Consider the following 16211-nt stretch of genomic DNA (forward strand, 5'->3'; position numbering starts at 1 on the left):
CCCTCGCCTTGCTCGCTGCGAGAGCATGGAAGATGGACGGCGACAATATCTGGTTCCATCCATGGACGTGGACAACAGTCTCTTCCTGGCTTTCGGACAACAATGCTGAAAGCATTTCATAGGCACGTTTGTTGAAATGCTTGTCGAATATATCGGCGATGCTGTGTCCGTCTCTCAACGGTCTTTCGCCCAACGCGATCGTGCGCACGGCAACGTCCAGTTCCTTCACACCGACGCCGTCATCCCCGACAAAAAACGTGCAGTCGATGCCGGCATTTCGGCATGCTTGCAGGCACTGGACTGCGACCTTTGTTGCGCCGCCGCGCACGACCGATACGTCATTTATGACTATAAGGCGCATATCCCAGGACCATCGCAAATGGTACGCGCGCCCGGCACGGGCGCATACTTTTAGCTCATAAGCTAGACTTCCCGCCGCTCAATGAGGCGCCATTTTGGGGTCGATTGCAATTCAGCCTTTTTCACTATCGGGTGGTGTCAAATTCATTAAGTCGCCGTGACGGACGAGGAATCCCCGACTTTGATCAGGGCTCAACTGAGCCATTTACGGTGGCACTCGCCCATGCCCGCGGAGGGAGCGACCGCGGCCACTGACGGAGCGGGTCGTGCGGCTGCTGTTGACGCAAAGTGGTAAGTTGCCGGTGGTGCTGTCCGAACCCGCAACTTCACGCCTTCCCGTAGCCGCCTCCCGTCGGCGTCACCACCGTGAAGGCCTCGCCCGGCTCGAGCACCGTATGCGCCGAGCCGGCGAATTCCTCGATCCGGCCGTCATTGCGGCGGACATAGTTGCGGCCGAGTTCGCCGGGTTCTCCGCCCTTCAGCCCGAAGGGACGGATTCGCCGGTGGCCGGAAAGGATGGCGAAATCCAGCCGCTCCCGGGCACGGATCGTTCGCTGCGTGCCATCGCCGGCCGACCACTTGCCGCGGCCGCCGGAGCCCTTGCGGATATGGAAATCCTCGAGCACCACCGGAAAGCGCGTCTCGAGGATCTCCGGATCGGTAAGCCGCGAATTGGTCATATGGGTGTGGACGGCGTCGGCACCGTTGTATCCGGGACCGGCCGGCGCGCCGGAGCAGATCGTCTCGTAATACTGGTAGCTGGCATTGCCGAAGGTCAGATTGTTCATCGTCCCTTGCGCCGCCGCCTGCGCCTCGACGGCGCCGAACAGGCAATTGGTGACCGCCTGGCTGACCTCGACATTGCCGGCGACGACGGCCGCCGGATAGCGCGGCGAAAGCATCGTGCCCTCCGGGATGACGATGCGGATCGGCCTCAGGCAGCCGGCATTCATCGGGATATCCGCCTCGACCAGCACCCGGAAGACGTAAAGCACCGCCGCACGCGTCACCGGCTCCGGCGCGTTGAAATTGTCGGCGCGCTGCTCGGAAGTGCCGGTGAAGTCGACCGTCGCCTCACGCCTCTCGCGGTCGACGGTGATCTTCGCGACGATCCGGCAGCCCTGGTCCATCTCGTAGGAGAATTCGCCCTCGCTCAACTGGTCGAGGACGCGGCGGACGCTTTCGGCAGCATTGTCCTGTACATGGCCCATATAGGCCTCGACAACCTCTTCGCCGAACTGGGCGATCATCTTCTTGAGTTCCGCCACGCCCTTCTCGTTGGCGGCGACCTGCGCCTTCAGATCGTTGACGTTCTGCAGGATGTTGCGCACCGGATAGCGCGCGCCGGTGAGCAGCCTTTCCAGTTCCGCTTCTGAGAAGCGGCCCCGGTCGATCAGCTTGAAATTGTCGATATAGACGCCCTCCTCCTCGATATTGGCGGCGAGCGGCGACATCGAGCCCGGCGAGATGCCGCCGATGTCGGCGTGGTGGCCGCGGCTTGCCACCCAGAAGCGGGTCGCCCGGCCCTCATTGTCGAAGACCGGCGTGCAGACCGTCAGGTCCGGCAGATGCGTGCCGCCGTTATAGGGGGCGTTGATCAGGTACACGTCGCCCGGATGGGTGACCGGGTTTTCGCGGATCGCGGTGGCGACGGACGCATCCATCGAGCCAAGATGCACCGGCATGTGCGGCGCATTGGCGACGAGATTGCCTCTGTTGTCGAAGACCGCGCAGGAGAAATCGAGACGCTCCTTGATGTTCACCGAATAGGCGGTGTTCTGCAGCGTTACGCCCATCTGCTCGGCGATCGACATGAAGAGGTTGTTGAAGATTTCCAGCATCACCGGATCGGCCCTGGTGCCGATCGCCGTTCGCGCCGGCAGCGGCTTGATGCGCGTGAGCACGATATGGTCCCTGGCGGTCAGTTTCGCCTGCCAGCCGTCCTCGACGACGATCGTCTGGTTCGCCTCGATGACGATCGCCGGGCCGGTCAGCGTCTCGCCGGGCTTGATTTCCGAGCGCAGCGCCACCGGCGCGTCGTGGAACTGGCCTTGCGAATAGAAACGGGTTTGTCGGCTAACGACCGCCTCGCCTGAAGCTGTCGCCAGACCGTCCGTTTCCATCTGCACCGCCCCGCCGCCGACCGTCTCGACCTCGGCGGCATCGATCACCAGCGGCTTGTTCTCGGCGATGAAGCCGAAGCGGCGCCTATGCAGCGTCTCGAATCCGGCGCGCAGACGGGCCGCATCGTCAATCTCGGGAAAGCGCGCCTCGACGGCGAGCACCGTGTCGGTCCCGGCATAGCGGATATGGGCGCGAAGATGCGTGCGAATGCGGTCGCGGCCAATCCCTTGCGCGTCGAGTTCCGCCAGGCATTCGACCTGCAGGTCCGCACCGAGCCCGGCGAGCGCCTGCGGCCCGACATCGTCGAGCGCGACGCCAAGCGCCTTCTGCCGCGTCGCGCGGATATCGGCGAGGCCCATGCCGTAGGCGGAAAGCAGGCCCGACATCGGATGCAGCAGGATGCTCGTCATGCCGAGCGCATCTGCGACGAGGCAGGCGTGCTGGCCGCCCGCGCCGCCGAAGCAGTTCAGCGCGTAGCGGGTCACGTCGTAACCGCGCTGCACGGAAATCTTCTTGATCGCCTCGACCATGTTGGCAACCGCAATGCGGATGAAGCCGTCGGCGACGTCTTGCGGGGTGCGGCCGTCGCCGATCTCGGCCGCAAGCGCCGCGAACCGGGCCCGAACCGTTTCGACATCGAGCGGCAGGTTCTGCTCCGGCCCGAAGATCGCCGGGAAAAATTCCGGCATCAGCTTGCCAAGCATGACATTGGCGTCGGTGACGGCGAGCGGCCCGCCGTTGCGGTAGCAGGCCGGGCCCGGATTGGCGCCGGCCGAACCCGGCCCGACGCGGAAGCGCTCGCCGTCAAAATGGAGGATCGAGCCGCCGCCGGCCGCGACCGTATGGATCAACATCATCGGCGCCCGGACGCGCACACCCGCGACTTCCGTCTCGAAGGCGCGTTCGTATTCGCCGTCGAAATGGGCGACGTCGGTCGAGGTGCCGCCCATATCGAAGCCGATGACGCGGTCGAAGCCCGCCGCCTCGCCGGTCCTCGCAAGCCCTACGACGCCTCCCGCCGGCCCGGAAAGGATCGCGTCCTTGCCCTGGAACAGGTCCGCCGCCGTCAATCCGCCGGACGACATCATGAACATCAGCCGGGCGCCCGCCCGGGCAACGTCCAGTTCTTCCGAAACCTGTGCCACATAGCGGCCGAGCACCGGCGAGAGGTAGGCGTCGATGACCGTCGTGTCGCCGCGGCCGACATATTTGACGAGCGGTGAGACCTCGTGGCTTGCAGAAACCTGCGCAAAGCCGGTCTCGCGGGCAAGCCGCGCAACGGCCGCCTCATGCTCGGGAAAGCGGTAGGCATGCATGAAGACGATGGCGACCGATCGGTAGCCGCTCGCCTTCAGCGCTTCCAGCGCCCGCCGCGCTTCCGTTTCGTCGAGCCCCTTTTCAATCGTCCCGTCGGCGAGCACGCGTTCGTCGAGCTCGACGACCTCCGAATAGAGCGCCTCCGGCTTGATGATTTCGGTCGCGAAGATTTTCTTGCGCTCCTGGTAGCCGATCCGCAGCGCATCGCGAAAGCCGCGCGTGGTGATCAGCGCCAGCCGCTCCCCCTTGCGCTCCAGCAGCGCATTGGTGGCGACGGTGGTGCCCATCCTCACCTCGCCGATCAGTCCGGCCGGCACCGGCTCGCCGGCGGCAAGGCCGAGGTGCAGGCGGATGCCGTGGACGGCGGCGTCGCGATAGGCGCCGGGATTTTCCGAAAGCACCTTCAGCGCATGCAGCCGGCCTTCCGGGTCGCGGCCGATCACGTCGGTAAAGGTGCCGCCGCGATCCACCCAGAAATCCCACCTCGCAGCCATCGCCATCGTCGTTTCTCCTCGCTGGAATGCCCGATCCGCGTAAGGCAAACAAAAGCATTTTATTGACAATTTGTCGATAAAATGTTCTCGTCGAGCAGATAAGGAGTGTACCGATGACCAAGAAGCGGGAGCGCGAAAAGCGGGCCGGGGCGGCCCCGCCCGACCATCCGGAACCCGTCTCCGCTATCGGCCCGATCGTGTCGTCGGCTCACCTTGCCGAAGGCGGTTCGCCGGGGCTTTCCGAAATGGAGTACGGCCTGATCCTCGCCTCGCATGCCTTCCAGCGCTGGATGGTGCGCTGCATGGCCGCCGCCGGCGTTCCCGGCCTCTCGGGGATGGAAATCATGATCCTGCATACGATCCGCCATCGCGACCGTGGCAAGAGGCTCGCCGACATCTGCCTCGTTCTCGACATCGAGGACACTCATGTGGCGACCTATGCGATCCGCAAGCTCGAGGGTGCGGGCCTTGTGGCGACCGGCCGGCAGGGCAAGGAGAAGACGATCCACATCACCGAGAAGGGCGCGGGGGCCTGTGCCCGTTACGCCCAGATCCGCGAGCGCCTGCTCGTCGCCTCGACCGCCAGGGCCCGTCCCGCGGAGGAGACCCTTTCGGAGATCGCCGCCGTGCTGCGCTTCCTCTCCGGCGCCTACGAACAATCGGCCCGCGCCGCGACTACGCTATAGATCGTCCGACCTGAGCCGCCCGCTGACCCATGTTCCCCGACAGCAAGGCCTTTGCTACACTGACAACCGCAAGCTGACGGGAGGGCAGAAGCGCTTTCCGATCGGCCCGCAATCCGGTGGAGGTGTCGGTGATCGTTCGGCTTGCTCTCGCCTGCGGCCTCATTGCGGCAACAGTCGCCATCCAGGCGTTTTTCATGTCCGCTGGCCTCAGCGCCTTCCGGCAGGCGGAAAAGCGGCGTGAAGACGTGTTGGTCCGCTACCCGACATTCGTCACCGTGGCCTGGGTCATCTATCTGATCATCCCGATCATCGTCGATGTCGGTCTGTGGGCGGCTTTCTACTACTTTTCGCAGGCGCTCCCGAGCCTTGAGGATGCGCTCTACTTCTCGACCGTCACCTTTACCACTGTCGGTTATGGCGACATCGTTCTCGGCAAGGACTGGCGTCAGGTCGCCACCTTCGAGGCGGTCAATGGCTGGATCATCTTCGGCTGGGCAACGGCTCTGATGATGGCGGTGATCCAGCGCCTCTATTTTCGCGCCGACAATGAGGCACGGCCAGGAGCTCACGGTGAATGAAAGGGCCTGTGTAATTCACGCCGGTGGCGGCAACAAAAACAGCGTGAGCCCGAAGACGGCGTAAACTGCCAGTGCCATCACACCCGCATACCATGCTGCGTGCCCGCCATTGGACAGAAGCGTCGCGGCCATCGTTGCGATCAGCATCATTGCCACAGCCCCCGGCCAGAATTGCAGGGACATCGGCTCGGGACCGACAAAATAGCTGACGAGCACGAGGACGGGGGCAACGAAGAGCGCTATCTGCGCGGCACTGCCCAATGCGATGCCGACGCTGAGGTCGAGGCGATTTGCGCGCGCCGCGGAGAACGCCGTCGTCATTTCTGCGGCTCCGCCGACCAGAGCAACGACAATGAAGCCGACGAAAGCCGGCGTCATCCCGAGATGTTGCGCCGCGACTTGCACCGAGCCGACGAAGATCTCGCTGACCATCGCGACGAAGAGCGTGACAATAACCAGCACGACAATTCCGACCGGAAGCGGCCACGGTTTCTCTTCCTCTTCGGCGTGGCCGACGCTTGCAAACAGTTCCTTGTGGGTTTTCAGCGAAAACAACATGCCGAGTCCGTAGACGGAGATGAGCAGGATCGCCAGGCCGAGGCTCAACTGTCGGGAAAACGCGGCTGCCGGCGCGCGGTCCACCTCGCTGATGAGCGACGGGACCAGGATGGCGATCGTCGCCAGAAACAGGAGGCTCGCCTGAAACCGTGCGTTCACCCTGTTGAATTCCTGCAGGTGATGCTTCAGTCCGCCAAGGAGAAAGGCGCCGCCCAGCATGAAAAGTGTATTGGTGACGATCGCGCCCGCGATCGAGGCCTTGACCAGAAGATATTGCCCGGCCTGAAGCGCCGCGAGCGAGATCACGAGCTCGGTCAGGTTTCCGAGTGTGGCGTTGAGCAGGCCTCCGACCGCATCCCCGGTCTTCGCCGCCACCGATTCCGTCGCGCGGCTCAGAAGAGCCGCGAGCGGGACAATCGCCGCGACCGACAGGAGGAACAGCCAAGTATGTGCCTGCGGCGATACCCGCTCCAGCAGAATGACGATCGGTACGAAGACGACGAGCGCGAGGAGCGGCGTTCGCCGCAATTCCGCGAAGGTTGCCGCTACAGCGGAACCATGCGAAGCGGAGTTTCTATCGTCGAGTGTTCGCATTGCTTCAACCTTCAACGGCGCCATCTGGCAGTGCGCCAGCCGTCGAACGGTTCGCAGCATAGTCTGCGCCTTGATCAATCGAAGAGCATTGATCCGGGTCAACGGACCGAATTGAGCGGCGGCCAATGCGGTCGGATTTGTGGTATCTGTCCCGACGGCGCCGCCTATGCCAGACGGAAAAGCCTCAACAGCAGGAGATTGCGCAGGTGAAGCAGCGCCCCTCGCCGCACAGGGACGGCAATGGCGGGAAACATGGCTTACACGCAGGAAGACGCGTTACGCTCGCCCGTGCGCTCTCCAAGCTCGGCTATTGCTCCCGCACCCAGGCCGAGAAGCTGATTGCCGAGGGCCGCGTCAGCGTCGGCGGCCGCAGGACCACCGATCTTTCCCACTGGGTCGACATCGACAGAGACCGGATCGCCGTCGACGGAACCATGATCGCTGCCGAGGAAAAGATTTACCTGATGCTGAACAAGCCGCGCGGGCTGGTGACGACGCGCGACGATCCGGACGGGCGGCCGACGGTGTTCGATTGCCTCGGCGAGGTCGATGCGCGCTTCCTCTCGCCGGTCGGCCGACTCGACAAGGCGAGCGAGGGGCTGCTGCTCTTCACCAACGACACGGTGCTGGCGCAGCGCCTTCTCGATCCCGCCACCCATCTCGGCAAGATCTACCACGTCCAGGTCCGCGGCCTCTTCGATGAGGCCTCGATGCAGGCGATGCTCGGCGGCGTGAGCGAGGGCGGCGAGTTTTTGACGGCAACGCATGTCCGGGGCTTGAGGAGCGGCGACAGGAACTCCTGGATCGAGGTCGAACTGCAGGAGGGCCGCAACCGCCAGATCCGCCGCATGCTGGACGCGCTTGGCTTCGAATGCCTGCGGCTCATCCGCGTCGCAATCGGCGAGATCAATCTCGGCGACCTGCCGAAGGGGCGAAGCCGGCTGCTGACGGACGCGGAGGTCCAGTATCTGAGACGACGCACGGGCGGTTGAACTGTGCCGATGGGTGGGAATCCACCCATCACGGAACGGCTTTGTTTCCAATTCCACCCATCACCCGGCGACTGGCACGACAAATGCGCGAAACCGCCGCGCTAGGCGGTTGTCTGTGCTAAAATCCCGTTTGTTAATGGCTGCAACCAGGACCGGCGGGAGGAACCGTGCCGGCTGGTGGACAAAGTCATCCGGGAGGAAAAAGATGAAAATATTGAACGCGCTTCTTGGCGCCGTCGCCGCCGTTTCCCTGTTTGCCGCTTCGGCCAGCGCCCAAACCTATCCGGAGCGCACGATCACCATGGTGGTGCCCTTCTCGGCCGGGGGCCCGACCGATACGGTTGCCCGTCTCGTCGCCGAGTCCATGTCGAAGGACCTCGGTCAGCAGATCATCGTCGAGAATGTCGGCGGCGCCGGCGGCACGCTCGGTGCGGGCCGCGTCGCCCAGGCCGATCCGGACGGCTATACGGTCCTGCTTCACCATATCGGCATGGCAACCAGCGCGACGCTCTATCGCAAGCTTGCCTATGACACGCTGAACGCCTTCGAATATGTCGGCCTCGTCACCGAAGTACCGATGACCATCGTCGCCCGCAAGGATTTCGAGCCGACCGATCTCAAGGGGCTGATCGAATACGCCAAGGCCAACAAGGACACGGTGACGGTCGCCAATGCCGGCATCGGCGCCGCCTCGCATCTCTGCGGCATGATGTTCATGGACGCGATCGACACCCAGCTGACCACCGTCCCCTATAAGGGCACCGGCCCGGCGATGACCGATCTGCTCGGCGGCCAGGTCGACATAATGTGCGACCAGACGACCAACACCACCAAGCAGATCCAGGGCGGCACGATCAAGGCCTATGCCGTCACTTCGCCGAAGCGCCTGAAGATCTTCCCCGAGCTGCCGACGGCTGAAGAAGCCGGTCTTGCCGGCTTCCAGGTCGGCATCTGGCACGGCATCTATGCGCCGAAGGGAACCCCTGCCGAGGTGACGGACCGGCTGTCGAAGTCGCTGCAGAAGGCGCTCAAGGACGAGAACGTCGCGGCCCGCTTCGGCGAACTCGGCACCGAACCGTCGAGCGAGGCGGACGCCACCCCGGCGGCGCTGAAGGCCAAGCTTGAAAGCGAGATCGCCCGCTGGAAGCCAGTGATCGAGGCCGCCGGCCAGTACGCCGACTAATCGGCTCCCGCGAGCCGCCGCCGATCCTGTTCTCCGATTAGAGCGGTACGGCGACGGCATCGCCTCCGGCCGGCCGTGCTGTGGGGCAACGGCTGGCCGGAGAAATCGGCGGGCTTCCGGAAAAGTTGACAGCCGTCAACTTGCGGGGGACGCTGAGCACAGCCGGACAAGAAGCGAGGACATCGCCAAGATCAGGACGTCCGCGGCCGCGTCCGAACGAGAACATGGGGACAAGATGAAAGCCATCTCCTTCGATACCACCAACGCGCTGTGCGGGAGTATCCTGACGGCCGTCGGTCTTTTTTTCGCCTGGCAGTCCTTCGGGCTCGAGCTCGGCACCGCCTTCCGCATGGGCCCGGGCTATTTCCCGCTGCTGCTTTCCGTCGTCCTGACGCTGCTCGGCGTCATCATCCTGGTGCAGTCGGCCCGGGTGAACCACGAGCCTATGGGACCGATCGCCATCCGCGGCATGCTCTTCATCCTGCCGGCGCCGATCTTCTTCGGCCTGACGGTCCGCGGACTGGGCTTCGTGCCGGCAGTCTTCCTGACGGCGCTGATCGCCTGTTTCGCCTCGCATCGGATGAAGCCGCTCTGGGCGGTGGCGGTCTCGCTGGGGCTCGCGATCTTCTCGGTCGCCGTCTTCAGCTACGGCCTCAACCTGCCGTTCGAGCGTTTCGGCCCCTGGGTCCGGTTCTAGGAGGCGACGATGGATCTCTTCAGCAACCTTGCCCTCGGCTTCGCCACCGCCGCCTCGCCGGCAAACCTTCTCTTCTGCCTGATAGGCGTCCTGCTCGGCACGCTGATCGGCGTGCTGCCCGGGATCGGCGCCACGGCGACGATCGCCATGCTGCTGCCGATCACCTTCCAGCTTGAGCCGGTCTCGTCGCTGATCATGCTCGCCGGCATCTATTACGGCGCCCAATATGGCGGCTCGACGACGGCGATCCTCATCAACATGCCGGGCGAATCCTCCTCCGCCGTCACCGCCATCGACGGCTACCAGATGGCCCGCAACGGCCGCGCCGGAACGGCGCTGGCGATCGCCGCGCTCGGCTCCTTCTTCGCCGGCACCGTATCGACCTTCCTCGTCGCCCTCTTCGCGCCGCCCTTGACCGAGATCGCGCTCGAGTTCGGCGCCGCCGAATATTTCTCGCTGATGATCGTCGGTCTCGTCTCCTCCGTTGCGCTGGCGCACGGCTCCGTCGTCAAGGCACTCGCCATGGTAGCGCTCGGCCTGCTTTTGGGTCTTGTGGGCACCGACATCTATACCGGTACGCCGCGCTTCACCCTCGGCATCCGCGAATATGCCGACGGCCTCAACTTCGTGGCGCTGGCGGTCGGCGTCTTCGGCATCGCCGAGATCCTGCGCAACCTCGAAAGCGAGAAGACCCGCGAAGTGCTGATGGCACGGGTCAGCGAGCTGTTGCCAACGAAAGAGGATTTCAAGCGGATGTTCGCGCCGGTGATCCGCGGCACGGCGATTGGGTCGGCGCTCGGCGTGCTGCCGGGCGGCGGCGCCATCCTCGCCGCCTTCGCCTCCTATACGGTGGAAAAGCGGCTCTCCGACCGGCCGGAGGAATTCGGCCGCGGCGCGATTGCCGGCGTCGCCGGGCCGGAAAGCGCCAACAATGCCGGTGCGCAGACCTCGTTCATCCCGCTGCTCACCCTCGGCATTCCGGCGAACCCGGTGATGGCGCTGATGATCGGCGCGATGATCATCCAGGGCATCGTGCCCGGCCCGAACGTGGCGACGGAGCAGCCGGCGCTCTTTTGGGGCATCATCGCCTCGATGTGGATCGGCAACCTGATGCTCGTCGTGCTCAACCTGCCGTTGATCGGGCTCTGGGTAAAGCTCCTGAAGATCCCCTATTTCGTGCTCTTCCCGATCATCATGGCCTTCTGCTCGATCGGGGTCTACAGCGTCAACTCCAACGTCTTCGACCTCTATGCCGTCGCGTTCTTCGGCCTCATCGGCTACCTGCTCTTGAAGCTGCGCTGCGAGCCGGCGCCGCTGCTGCTTGGCTTCGTGCTCGGGCCGCTGCTCGAGGAGAACCTGAGGCGCGCGATGATTCTCTCGCGCGGCGACCCGACCACCTTCGTCACTCGGCCGATCAGCGCCGGCCTCTTGCTGATGGCCGCAATCGTGCTCGTCGTCGTCTTCCTGCCCGCGGTCAAGGCGAAGCGCGAGGAGGTTTTCGTCGAGGAGGATTGAGAAGGGTTTAGCTTTGCGGCCCCGCGGCCCCGCGCCTCTCCAAGCGCGGGGCCGCTTTGCATAGAGCCATCGGCGAGCGGCGAACCGGCACCCGTGCCGGCAATACACCCGGTGAGCGTCAGCCGCGCCGGGCCGCCTCGATCGCGGCGACGTCGATCTTCCCCATCGTCATCATCGCCTCGAAGGCGCGCTTTGCCTCGCCGCCGCCGGCCGACAGCGCGTCGGTCAATACGCGCGGGGTGATTTGCCAGGAGATCCCCCACTTGTCCTTGCACCAGCCGCAGGCGCTCTCCTGGCCGCCATTGCCGACAATGGCGTTCCAGTAGCGGTCGGTCTCCTCCTGATCGTCGGTGGCGATCTGGAACGAGAAGGCTTCGTTGTGCTTGAAGGTCGGGCCTCCGTTGAGGCCGAGACAAGGAATGCCCGCGACCGTGAATTCGACCGTCAACACGTCGCCCTCCTTGCCGGACGGGAAGTCACTGGGTGCACGTTGCACGGCCCCCACGCTGCTGTCGGGAAAGACCTCCGCGTAGAATCGAGCGGCAGCCTCGGCGTCCTTGTCGTACCAGAGGCAAATCGTGTTCTTCTCCATTGCCAGTTCCTTTCGCTTTGAAAGCGTTCGACGCGTTCCCCCTGCGAAATAAGGAGGCAACCGTTTTTCTCCACCCCGGAATGTTCGTCCGCTGGAGCGCGGGTTCGTAATTCCTTCGAGCCTCACCAGTTGCCGGGATCGGCCGTGTGATCGACAGCGGCGAACTCATCGGCCCTTGCCCGGTCGAGCGTCAGATCCCTTGCATTCCTCGCCTCGTCCGTGACTGAATATTGCAGAGGTGCCGGCCCCCTGGCCAGTTCCTGATACATGAGCAAGGCGGCCTCCTCGGCGGTGTCGGCCTCGAACTCCTTCATGACGACGACTGTGAACTTGTGCATAGGCTTGACCTCGTCCGTGCCAAATTCCAATGCCCCGCGCTCGGGATGTCCGATGATGCACGCCCCTGGTCACGGCAGCAAGTTATATGAATACATCGCACCTGCCTTCGGGCACGATGTCGCCACCCCAAAAGGCGCTCTGCACCGTGGTACGGGGCGTCGCCTGCTGGGCCTTCGGGTAGCCGTTGACGATCGCCACGAGCTGCGGAACGCTCGAATCCCAAAGACTTCGAATTTGGCCTGGAAAGTCCTCAATCCGCTCCGGAGTGCGCGGACACGCGCACGCCCAGCAGCTTTCGCAGACACAGGCATCTTCATTCTTCCACTCTCTATCGCCGGGCCGGGGGTGGCCCGACGGAATTGCGCACTACAAGGTCTGGCCTCAGCAGGATTTCAGTTTCGGAGGCAGCTCGGTCCGAGAGCATGTCGAGCAACAATACCATCGCCTGTTTTCCGATCGCGGTGCGTGGTTGGCGGATTGTGGTCAGCGACGGCGTCATGAAACTTGCTTGTGGGACGTCGTCGAAGCCGGTGACCGAAAAGTGGTCCGGAATATCGTAGCCGCGAGCCTTGAGGCCGATCGAAACGCCGAGCGCCGTCTGGTCGTTGACGCACATGAAGGCCGTCGGCAGGTCATCGCGCATGAAGAACTGTTCCAGCGCCAATCTACCGCTTTCGACTGTGCCATCGCCGTCGAGGACCAGTTGGCGGTTCAGCGGGATGCCGGCCGCGGCAAGTCCGGCCTCGTATCCCGACCGGCGCCGGCGATAGGCAAGACGCGTGTTGGAGTCGCCGATGAACGCGATGCGGCGATGGCCTTCGGAAATGAGCAAATCAACGGCCTTTCGTGCCCCTTCGACGTCATCAACTCCGACATAGGGGATGCCTCCGTTGAAGACGGGTTCGAAAACGCCGACGCTCGGCGGTAGACTATCGGTCGCGGCCTGATGGCCGAAGGGAAGGATGCCGGTAAACAGGATCAGACCTGCGGCTTGGTAGGAATTGAAGAACTTCAGATACTCCAATCCACGCTGCGCATCGTTTTGAGTATGGCCGATCAGCACGCCGTAGCCGTGCGCGCGAGCTTCGTTTTCGAGGCCAACCAGAATGCTGGAGAAATTCGGGTCGCCGATATCGGGTGCGACCACAAGGATCATGTTTGATCGCCCCAGCCTCAGGCTGCGCGCCATGGCGTTGGTCGTGTAGCCGGTAATCGCGATCGCCTGATTGACCTTGAGCCGCGTTGATTTGGCAACCTTTTCCGGCATGTGAATGGCCCTTGAAACCGTCGCGATCGACACTTCGGCGATCCGTGCGACGTCTTCAATGGTTGCGGGCGGGGAATTGGACACTCGATTGGGCCTCGGACTTTGTTGCGAGACACTACACAGACTTGCCCGAGGGTCAAACGCACAGGGCAAGAAAATTGTCGATCATGCTCGATGTAAACCTTTACATCAGTCAGTGTAAAGGTTTACATCTGCGCAACGGGCGGTGGAGGCCGCAGGGAGGGGAATATGACCACGGAGGTTGACGGCGGTGCTCCCGTCGTGCTGTCCGCGCGCCGCATCAGCAAGTCGTTCAGCGGCGTGCAGGTGCTGTTCAGCGTCGATTTTGAGCTGCGCCAGGGCGAGATCCATGCGCTCATGGGGGAGAATGGCGCCGGCAAGTCCACGCTCGTCAAGATTCTCTCCGGCTTCGAACAGCCGACTTCGGGCGAGATCCTGCTGGACGGCAGGTCGGTGAAGCTTCCTCCCAATGGCGCTGCCGAAGCGCTCGGCATCGTTATCATCCACCAGGAGTTTAATCTCGCCGAACACCTAACCGTCACCGAGAGCCTGTTTCTCGGCCGCGAGGTAACGCGTTTCGGTGTGCTCGACCGCAGGTTCATGCGCGCGGAGACGCGCCGTGTGCTCGAACTCCTCGGCTCGCAGGTCGACGAGAACGCGATGATCGGCTCCCTTTCTATTGCAGAAAAGCAAATGGTCGAGATCGCCAAGGCCATCAGCCGCGACGCCCGTGTCGTCTTCATGGACGAGCCGACCGCAGTGCTGTCGCGTGAGGAGACGAACTTCCTGTTCCGGCTGGTGCGCAAACTGCGCGACAAGGGAACGAGTTTCGTCTTCGTATCGCACAAGCTCAATGAAGTCATGGAACTCACCGACCGCGTGACGGTGTTGCGCGACGGCCAGTGGATCAAGACGGCGCCGACCTCCATTCTCGATGGCGAGGCGATTGCGCAACTGATGGTTGGCCGAGAACTGTCGAGCCTCTATCCGGCCAAGCCCGAACCCGACGTCGACGAGGAGGTCGTGCTTCGGGTCGATTCGATATCAACAGGCTATGTCCGCGATGCCAGCTTTGAGGTCCGTCGCGGCGAGATTCTCGGCTTTTCCGGGCTGATCGGCTCTGGTCGCACCGAATTGATGGAGGCGGTCGTCGGGCTTCGCTCGCGCGCTGCGGGCGAGGTCCTGGTTCGTGGCCAGCCAGTGCCGTCGGGCGACGTGCATGCGGCCAACAAGGCCGGGCTAGCCTATATGACCAAGGATCGGAAGGCCAAGGGTCTGTTGCTCAACGCCGGCATGATGGCGAACCTGACGCTGCAGTCGCTCGGCCGCCATGCTCGCCTGGGTTATCTCGACCCGGGAAGCGAGCAGGCGGCTCTCGTCAAGGCGCGCCGCCGCTTCGATATCCGTGTCAGGGATGACAGCGTCGTCGTCGGTCGCATGTCCGGCGGCAACCAGCAAAAATTGCTGCTCGCCAAGGTCATGGAGACCGACCCGGGCATCATCATCATCGACGAGCCGACTCGCGGCATCGATGTCGGCACCAAGCAGCAGATCTATCACTTCATCTCGGCGCTGGCCCGGGACGGTCGCTCGATCATCGTCGTCTCGTCCGAGATGCCCGAGATCATCGGCCTCTGCAGTCGCGTGGCGGTCATGCGCGAGGGCCATATCGCCGGCATTCTCGAGGGAGACGAGATCTCTGAGCAGGAGATCATGCGCTATGCGGCCGGCCTGAAGAAGAAGACGGCGGCTTGAGTCGCGTGGGTTGCGCCGGCGCCGACAACAAAGAGATTCCCGACAGGTGGGATGGAGGTTCGATTGGATATGAGCGTGAACCAGGAACGCAGCCAGGAGGCGATCCGCCGACGCAGCTGGCGTGACATAGATCTGAGAGCCGTGGCGCCATTCGTTGCCCTGGCCTTGCTGCTGCTGGTGGGCGCGCTGGTCAATCCCAACTTCATCAGCATCAACAACCTCGCCAATGTCGCCACCCGAAGCGCCTTCATCGCCATCATCGCAGTCGGCGCGACCTTCGTGATTTCGTCGGGGGATCTGGACCTCTCCGTCGGGGCCATGGTCGCCTTCATCGCCAGCCTGATGATCCTGTTCATGAATTCCGGTGTCGTCGCCGACCCCGTGCTCATGTTGCTGGCAGCGATCCTGTTCACCATAGCTGCCGGCGCGCTCTGCGGTCTCACCAACGGGCTGATTACCACGGTGGGCAAGATCGAGCCCTTCATCGCCACGCTCGGCACCATGGGTATCTATCGCGGATTGACGACCTGGCTTTCGCAGGGCGGAGCGATCACCCTCAAGGAGCCGCAACTCCAAGAGATGTACCGTCCCGCCTATTTCGGCACGATCCTCGGCGTGCCGGTTCCGATCGTCGTGATCCTCGCCGTGACCGCAGTTGCCGCCTTCATCCTCTATCGCACCCGTTACGGGCGGCACGTCGTTGCCGTCGGCTCCAATCGCGATGTCGCGCGATATTCCGGCATCTCCGTCAACCGCGTCCGCACCGTCGCTTTCGTAATCCAAGGCCTATGCGTGGCCGCAGCCGTGCTGCTTTATGTGCCGCGCCTTGGCTCGACCTCGGCGACGACGGGCATTCTCTGGGAGCTGCAGGCGATCACCGCCGTCGTCGTCGGCGGCACGGCGCTCAAGGGCGGCGCGGGCCGCGTGTGGGGCACCATCTGTGGAGCGTTCATCCTCGAACTGGTCGGCAACATCATGCTGCTGTCCAACTTCATCAGCGAATACCTGATCGGTGCCATTCAGGGTGCGATCATCATTATTGCGATGCTCGTACAGCGCTCGCTGGTACGCAAACCGTGAGACGGCCGGGTCCACAGGTCTCCCGGCCTGCAATAGACTGACCTGTTTTTGGGAGGAAG

At 63.5% G+C, this 16211-nt stretch carries 13 protein-coding genes and 1 pseudogene; 8 read left to right on the forward strand and 6 right to left on the reverse strand.

The annotated features are described in order from the left end of the window. Together CO664_RS21055 and CO664_RS21060 are read right to left on the reverse strand one after the other, a co-directional pair. Positions 1-328: pseudogene (locus tag CO664_RS21055) on the reverse strand (polysaccharide biosynthesis protein); the annotation flags it as partial. A 358-nt stretch (positions 329-686) separates the two neighbouring features. Continuing rightward, positions 687-4301 carry a hydantoinase B/oxoprolinase family protein gene (locus tag CO664_RS21060; RefSeq protein ID WP_097539798.1) on the reverse strand — a complete coding sequence of 1205 codons (3615 nt, stop codon included), beginning with the start codon at positions 4299-4301 and terminating at the stop codon, positions 687-689. Positions 4302-4408: 107 nt separating this feature from the next. Here CO664_RS21060 and CO664_RS21065 point away from each other — a divergent pair, with 107 nt between their 5' ends. Together CO664_RS21065 and CO664_RS21070 are read left to right on the forward strand one after the other, a co-directional pair. Further along, positions 4409-4981, forward strand: a complete 573-nt coding sequence (locus tag CO664_RS21065) for a winged helix DNA-binding protein (protein ID WP_097539799.1) — start codon at positions 4409-4411, stop codon at positions 4979-4981. Between the two features lie 128 nt (positions 4982-5109). Continuing rightward, positions 5110-5559 (forward strand): potassium channel family protein, encoded by a 450-nt coding sequence (locus tag CO664_RS21070; RefSeq protein WP_097539920.1) that lies wholly within the window; start codon positions 5110-5112, stop codon positions 5557-5559. Positions 5560-5574: 15 nt separating this feature from the next. Here CO664_RS21070 and cax read toward each other — a convergent pair whose 3' ends face one another. Then, positions 5575-6711, reverse strand: a complete 1137-nt coding sequence (gene cax / locus CO664_RS21075) for a calcium/proton exchanger (RefSeq protein WP_097539800.1) — start codon at positions 6709-6711, stop codon at positions 5575-5577. Between the two features lie 206 nt (positions 6712-6917). On the opposite strand from cax, the gene CO664_RS21080 reads away from it, so the two are divergent. From CO664_RS21080 to CO664_RS21095, 4 genes are all read left to right on the forward strand, one after another. After that, positions 6918-7703: a pseudouridine synthase gene (locus CO664_RS21080; protein ID WP_097539801.1), complete on the forward strand. Its 786-nt coding sequence runs from the start codon at positions 6918-6920 to the stop codon at positions 7701-7703. A 205-nt stretch (positions 7704-7908) separates the two neighbouring features. After that, a complete protein-coding gene (locus tag CO664_RS21085) occupies positions 7909-8886 on the forward strand; it encodes a tripartite tricarboxylate transporter substrate-binding protein (RefSeq protein ID WP_097526970.1) in 978 nt (325 codons plus the stop codon). Positions 8887-9121: 235 nt separating this feature from the next. Beyond that, positions 9122-9583: a tripartite tricarboxylate transporter TctB family protein gene (locus tag CO664_RS21090; RefSeq protein ID WP_037381923.1), complete on the forward strand. Its 462-nt coding sequence runs from the start codon at positions 9122-9124 to the stop codon at positions 9581-9583. Between the two features lie 9 nt (positions 9584-9592). Next, complete coding sequence (locus CO664_RS21095) at positions 9593-11098, forward strand: tripartite tricarboxylate transporter permease (RefSeq protein ID WP_037421464.1); 1506 nt, start codon at positions 9593-9595, stop codon at positions 11096-11098. A gap of 118 nt (positions 11099-11216) precedes the next feature. Here CO664_RS21095 and CO664_RS21100 read toward each other — a convergent pair whose 3' ends face one another. From CO664_RS21100 to CO664_RS21110, 3 genes are all read right to left on the reverse strand, one after another. After that, positions 11217-11690, reverse strand: coding sequence for a VOC family protein (locus CO664_RS21100; protein WP_037421463.1), 474 nt, complete (start codon positions 11688-11690; stop codon positions 11217-11219). Positions 11691-11812: 122 nt separating this feature from the next. Beyond that, on the reverse strand, positions 11813-12028 hold the full coding sequence (locus tag CO664_RS21105) for a hypothetical protein (RefSeq protein WP_037421478.1): 216 nt from the start codon (positions 12026-12028) through the stop codon (positions 11813-11815). A 329-nt stretch (positions 12029-12357) separates the two neighbouring features. After that, a complete protein-coding gene (locus tag CO664_RS21110) occupies positions 12358-13380 on the reverse strand; it encodes a LacI family DNA-binding transcriptional regulator (RefSeq protein WP_037421461.1) in 1023 nt (340 codons plus the stop codon). 165 nt (positions 13381-13545) lie between these two features. Between CO664_RS21110 and CO664_RS21115 the strand changes: the two genes are divergently transcribed. After that, positions 13546-15072, forward strand: a complete 1527-nt coding sequence (locus CO664_RS21115) for a sugar ABC transporter ATP-binding protein (RefSeq protein ID WP_097539802.1) — start codon at positions 13546-13548, stop codon at positions 15070-15072. A 69-nt stretch (positions 15073-15141) separates the two neighbouring features. Then, entirely contained in the window at positions 15142-16152 is a 1011-nt protein-coding gene (locus CO664_RS21120) for an ABC transporter permease (protein WP_037421456.1), read from the forward strand. The last annotated feature ends 59 nt before the right edge of the window (positions 16153-16211 follow it).

It is taken from the genome of Sinorhizobium sp. NG07B, assembly GCF_002532005.1.
GTDB lineage: Bacteria > Pseudomonadota > Alphaproteobacteria > Rhizobiales > Rhizobiaceae > Sinorhizobium > Sinorhizobium fredii_C.

What these genes read in the sequence shown, in the direction of transcription:
- CO664_RS21060 (WP_097539798.1), bottom strand. Translation starts at nt 4,301, where the DNA reads ATGGCGATGGCTGCGAGGTGGGATTTCTGGGTGGATCGCGGCGGCACC.
- CO664_RS21065 (WP_097539799.1), top strand. Translation starts at nt 4,409, where the DNA reads ATGACCAAGAAGCGGGAGCGCGAAAAGCGGGCCGGGGCGGCCCCGCCC.
- cax (WP_097539800.1), bottom strand. Translation starts at nt 6,711, where the DNA reads ATGCGAACACTCGACGATAGAAACTCCGCTTCGCATGGTTCCGCTGTA.
- CO664_RS21085 (WP_097526970.1), top strand. Translation starts at nt 7,909, where the DNA reads ATGAAAATATTGAACGCGCTTCTTGGCGCCGTCGCCGCCGTTTCCCTG.
- CO664_RS21090 (WP_037381923.1), top strand. Translation starts at nt 9,122, where the DNA reads ATGAAAGCCATCTCCTTCGATACCACCAACGCGCTGTGCGGGAGTATC.
- CO664_RS21095 (WP_037421464.1), top strand. Translation starts at nt 9,593, where the DNA reads ATGGATCTCTTCAGCAACCTTGCCCTCGGCTTCGCCACCGCCGCCTCG.
- CO664_RS21100 (WP_037421463.1), bottom strand. Translation starts at nt 11,690, where the DNA reads ATGGAGAAGAACACGATTTGCCTCTGGTACGACAAGGACGCCGAGGCT.
- CO664_RS21105 (WP_037421478.1), bottom strand. Translation starts at nt 12,028, where the DNA reads ATGCACAAGTTCACAGTCGTCGTCATGAAGGAGTTCGAGGCCGACACC.
- CO664_RS21115 (WP_097539802.1), top strand. Translation starts at nt 13,546, where the DNA reads ATGACCACGGAGGTTGACGGCGGTGCTCCCGTCGTGCTGTCCGCGCGC.
- CO664_RS21120 (WP_037421456.1), top strand. Translation starts at nt 15,142, where the DNA reads ATGAGCGTGAACCAGGAACGCAGCCAGGAGGCGATCCGCCGACGCAGC.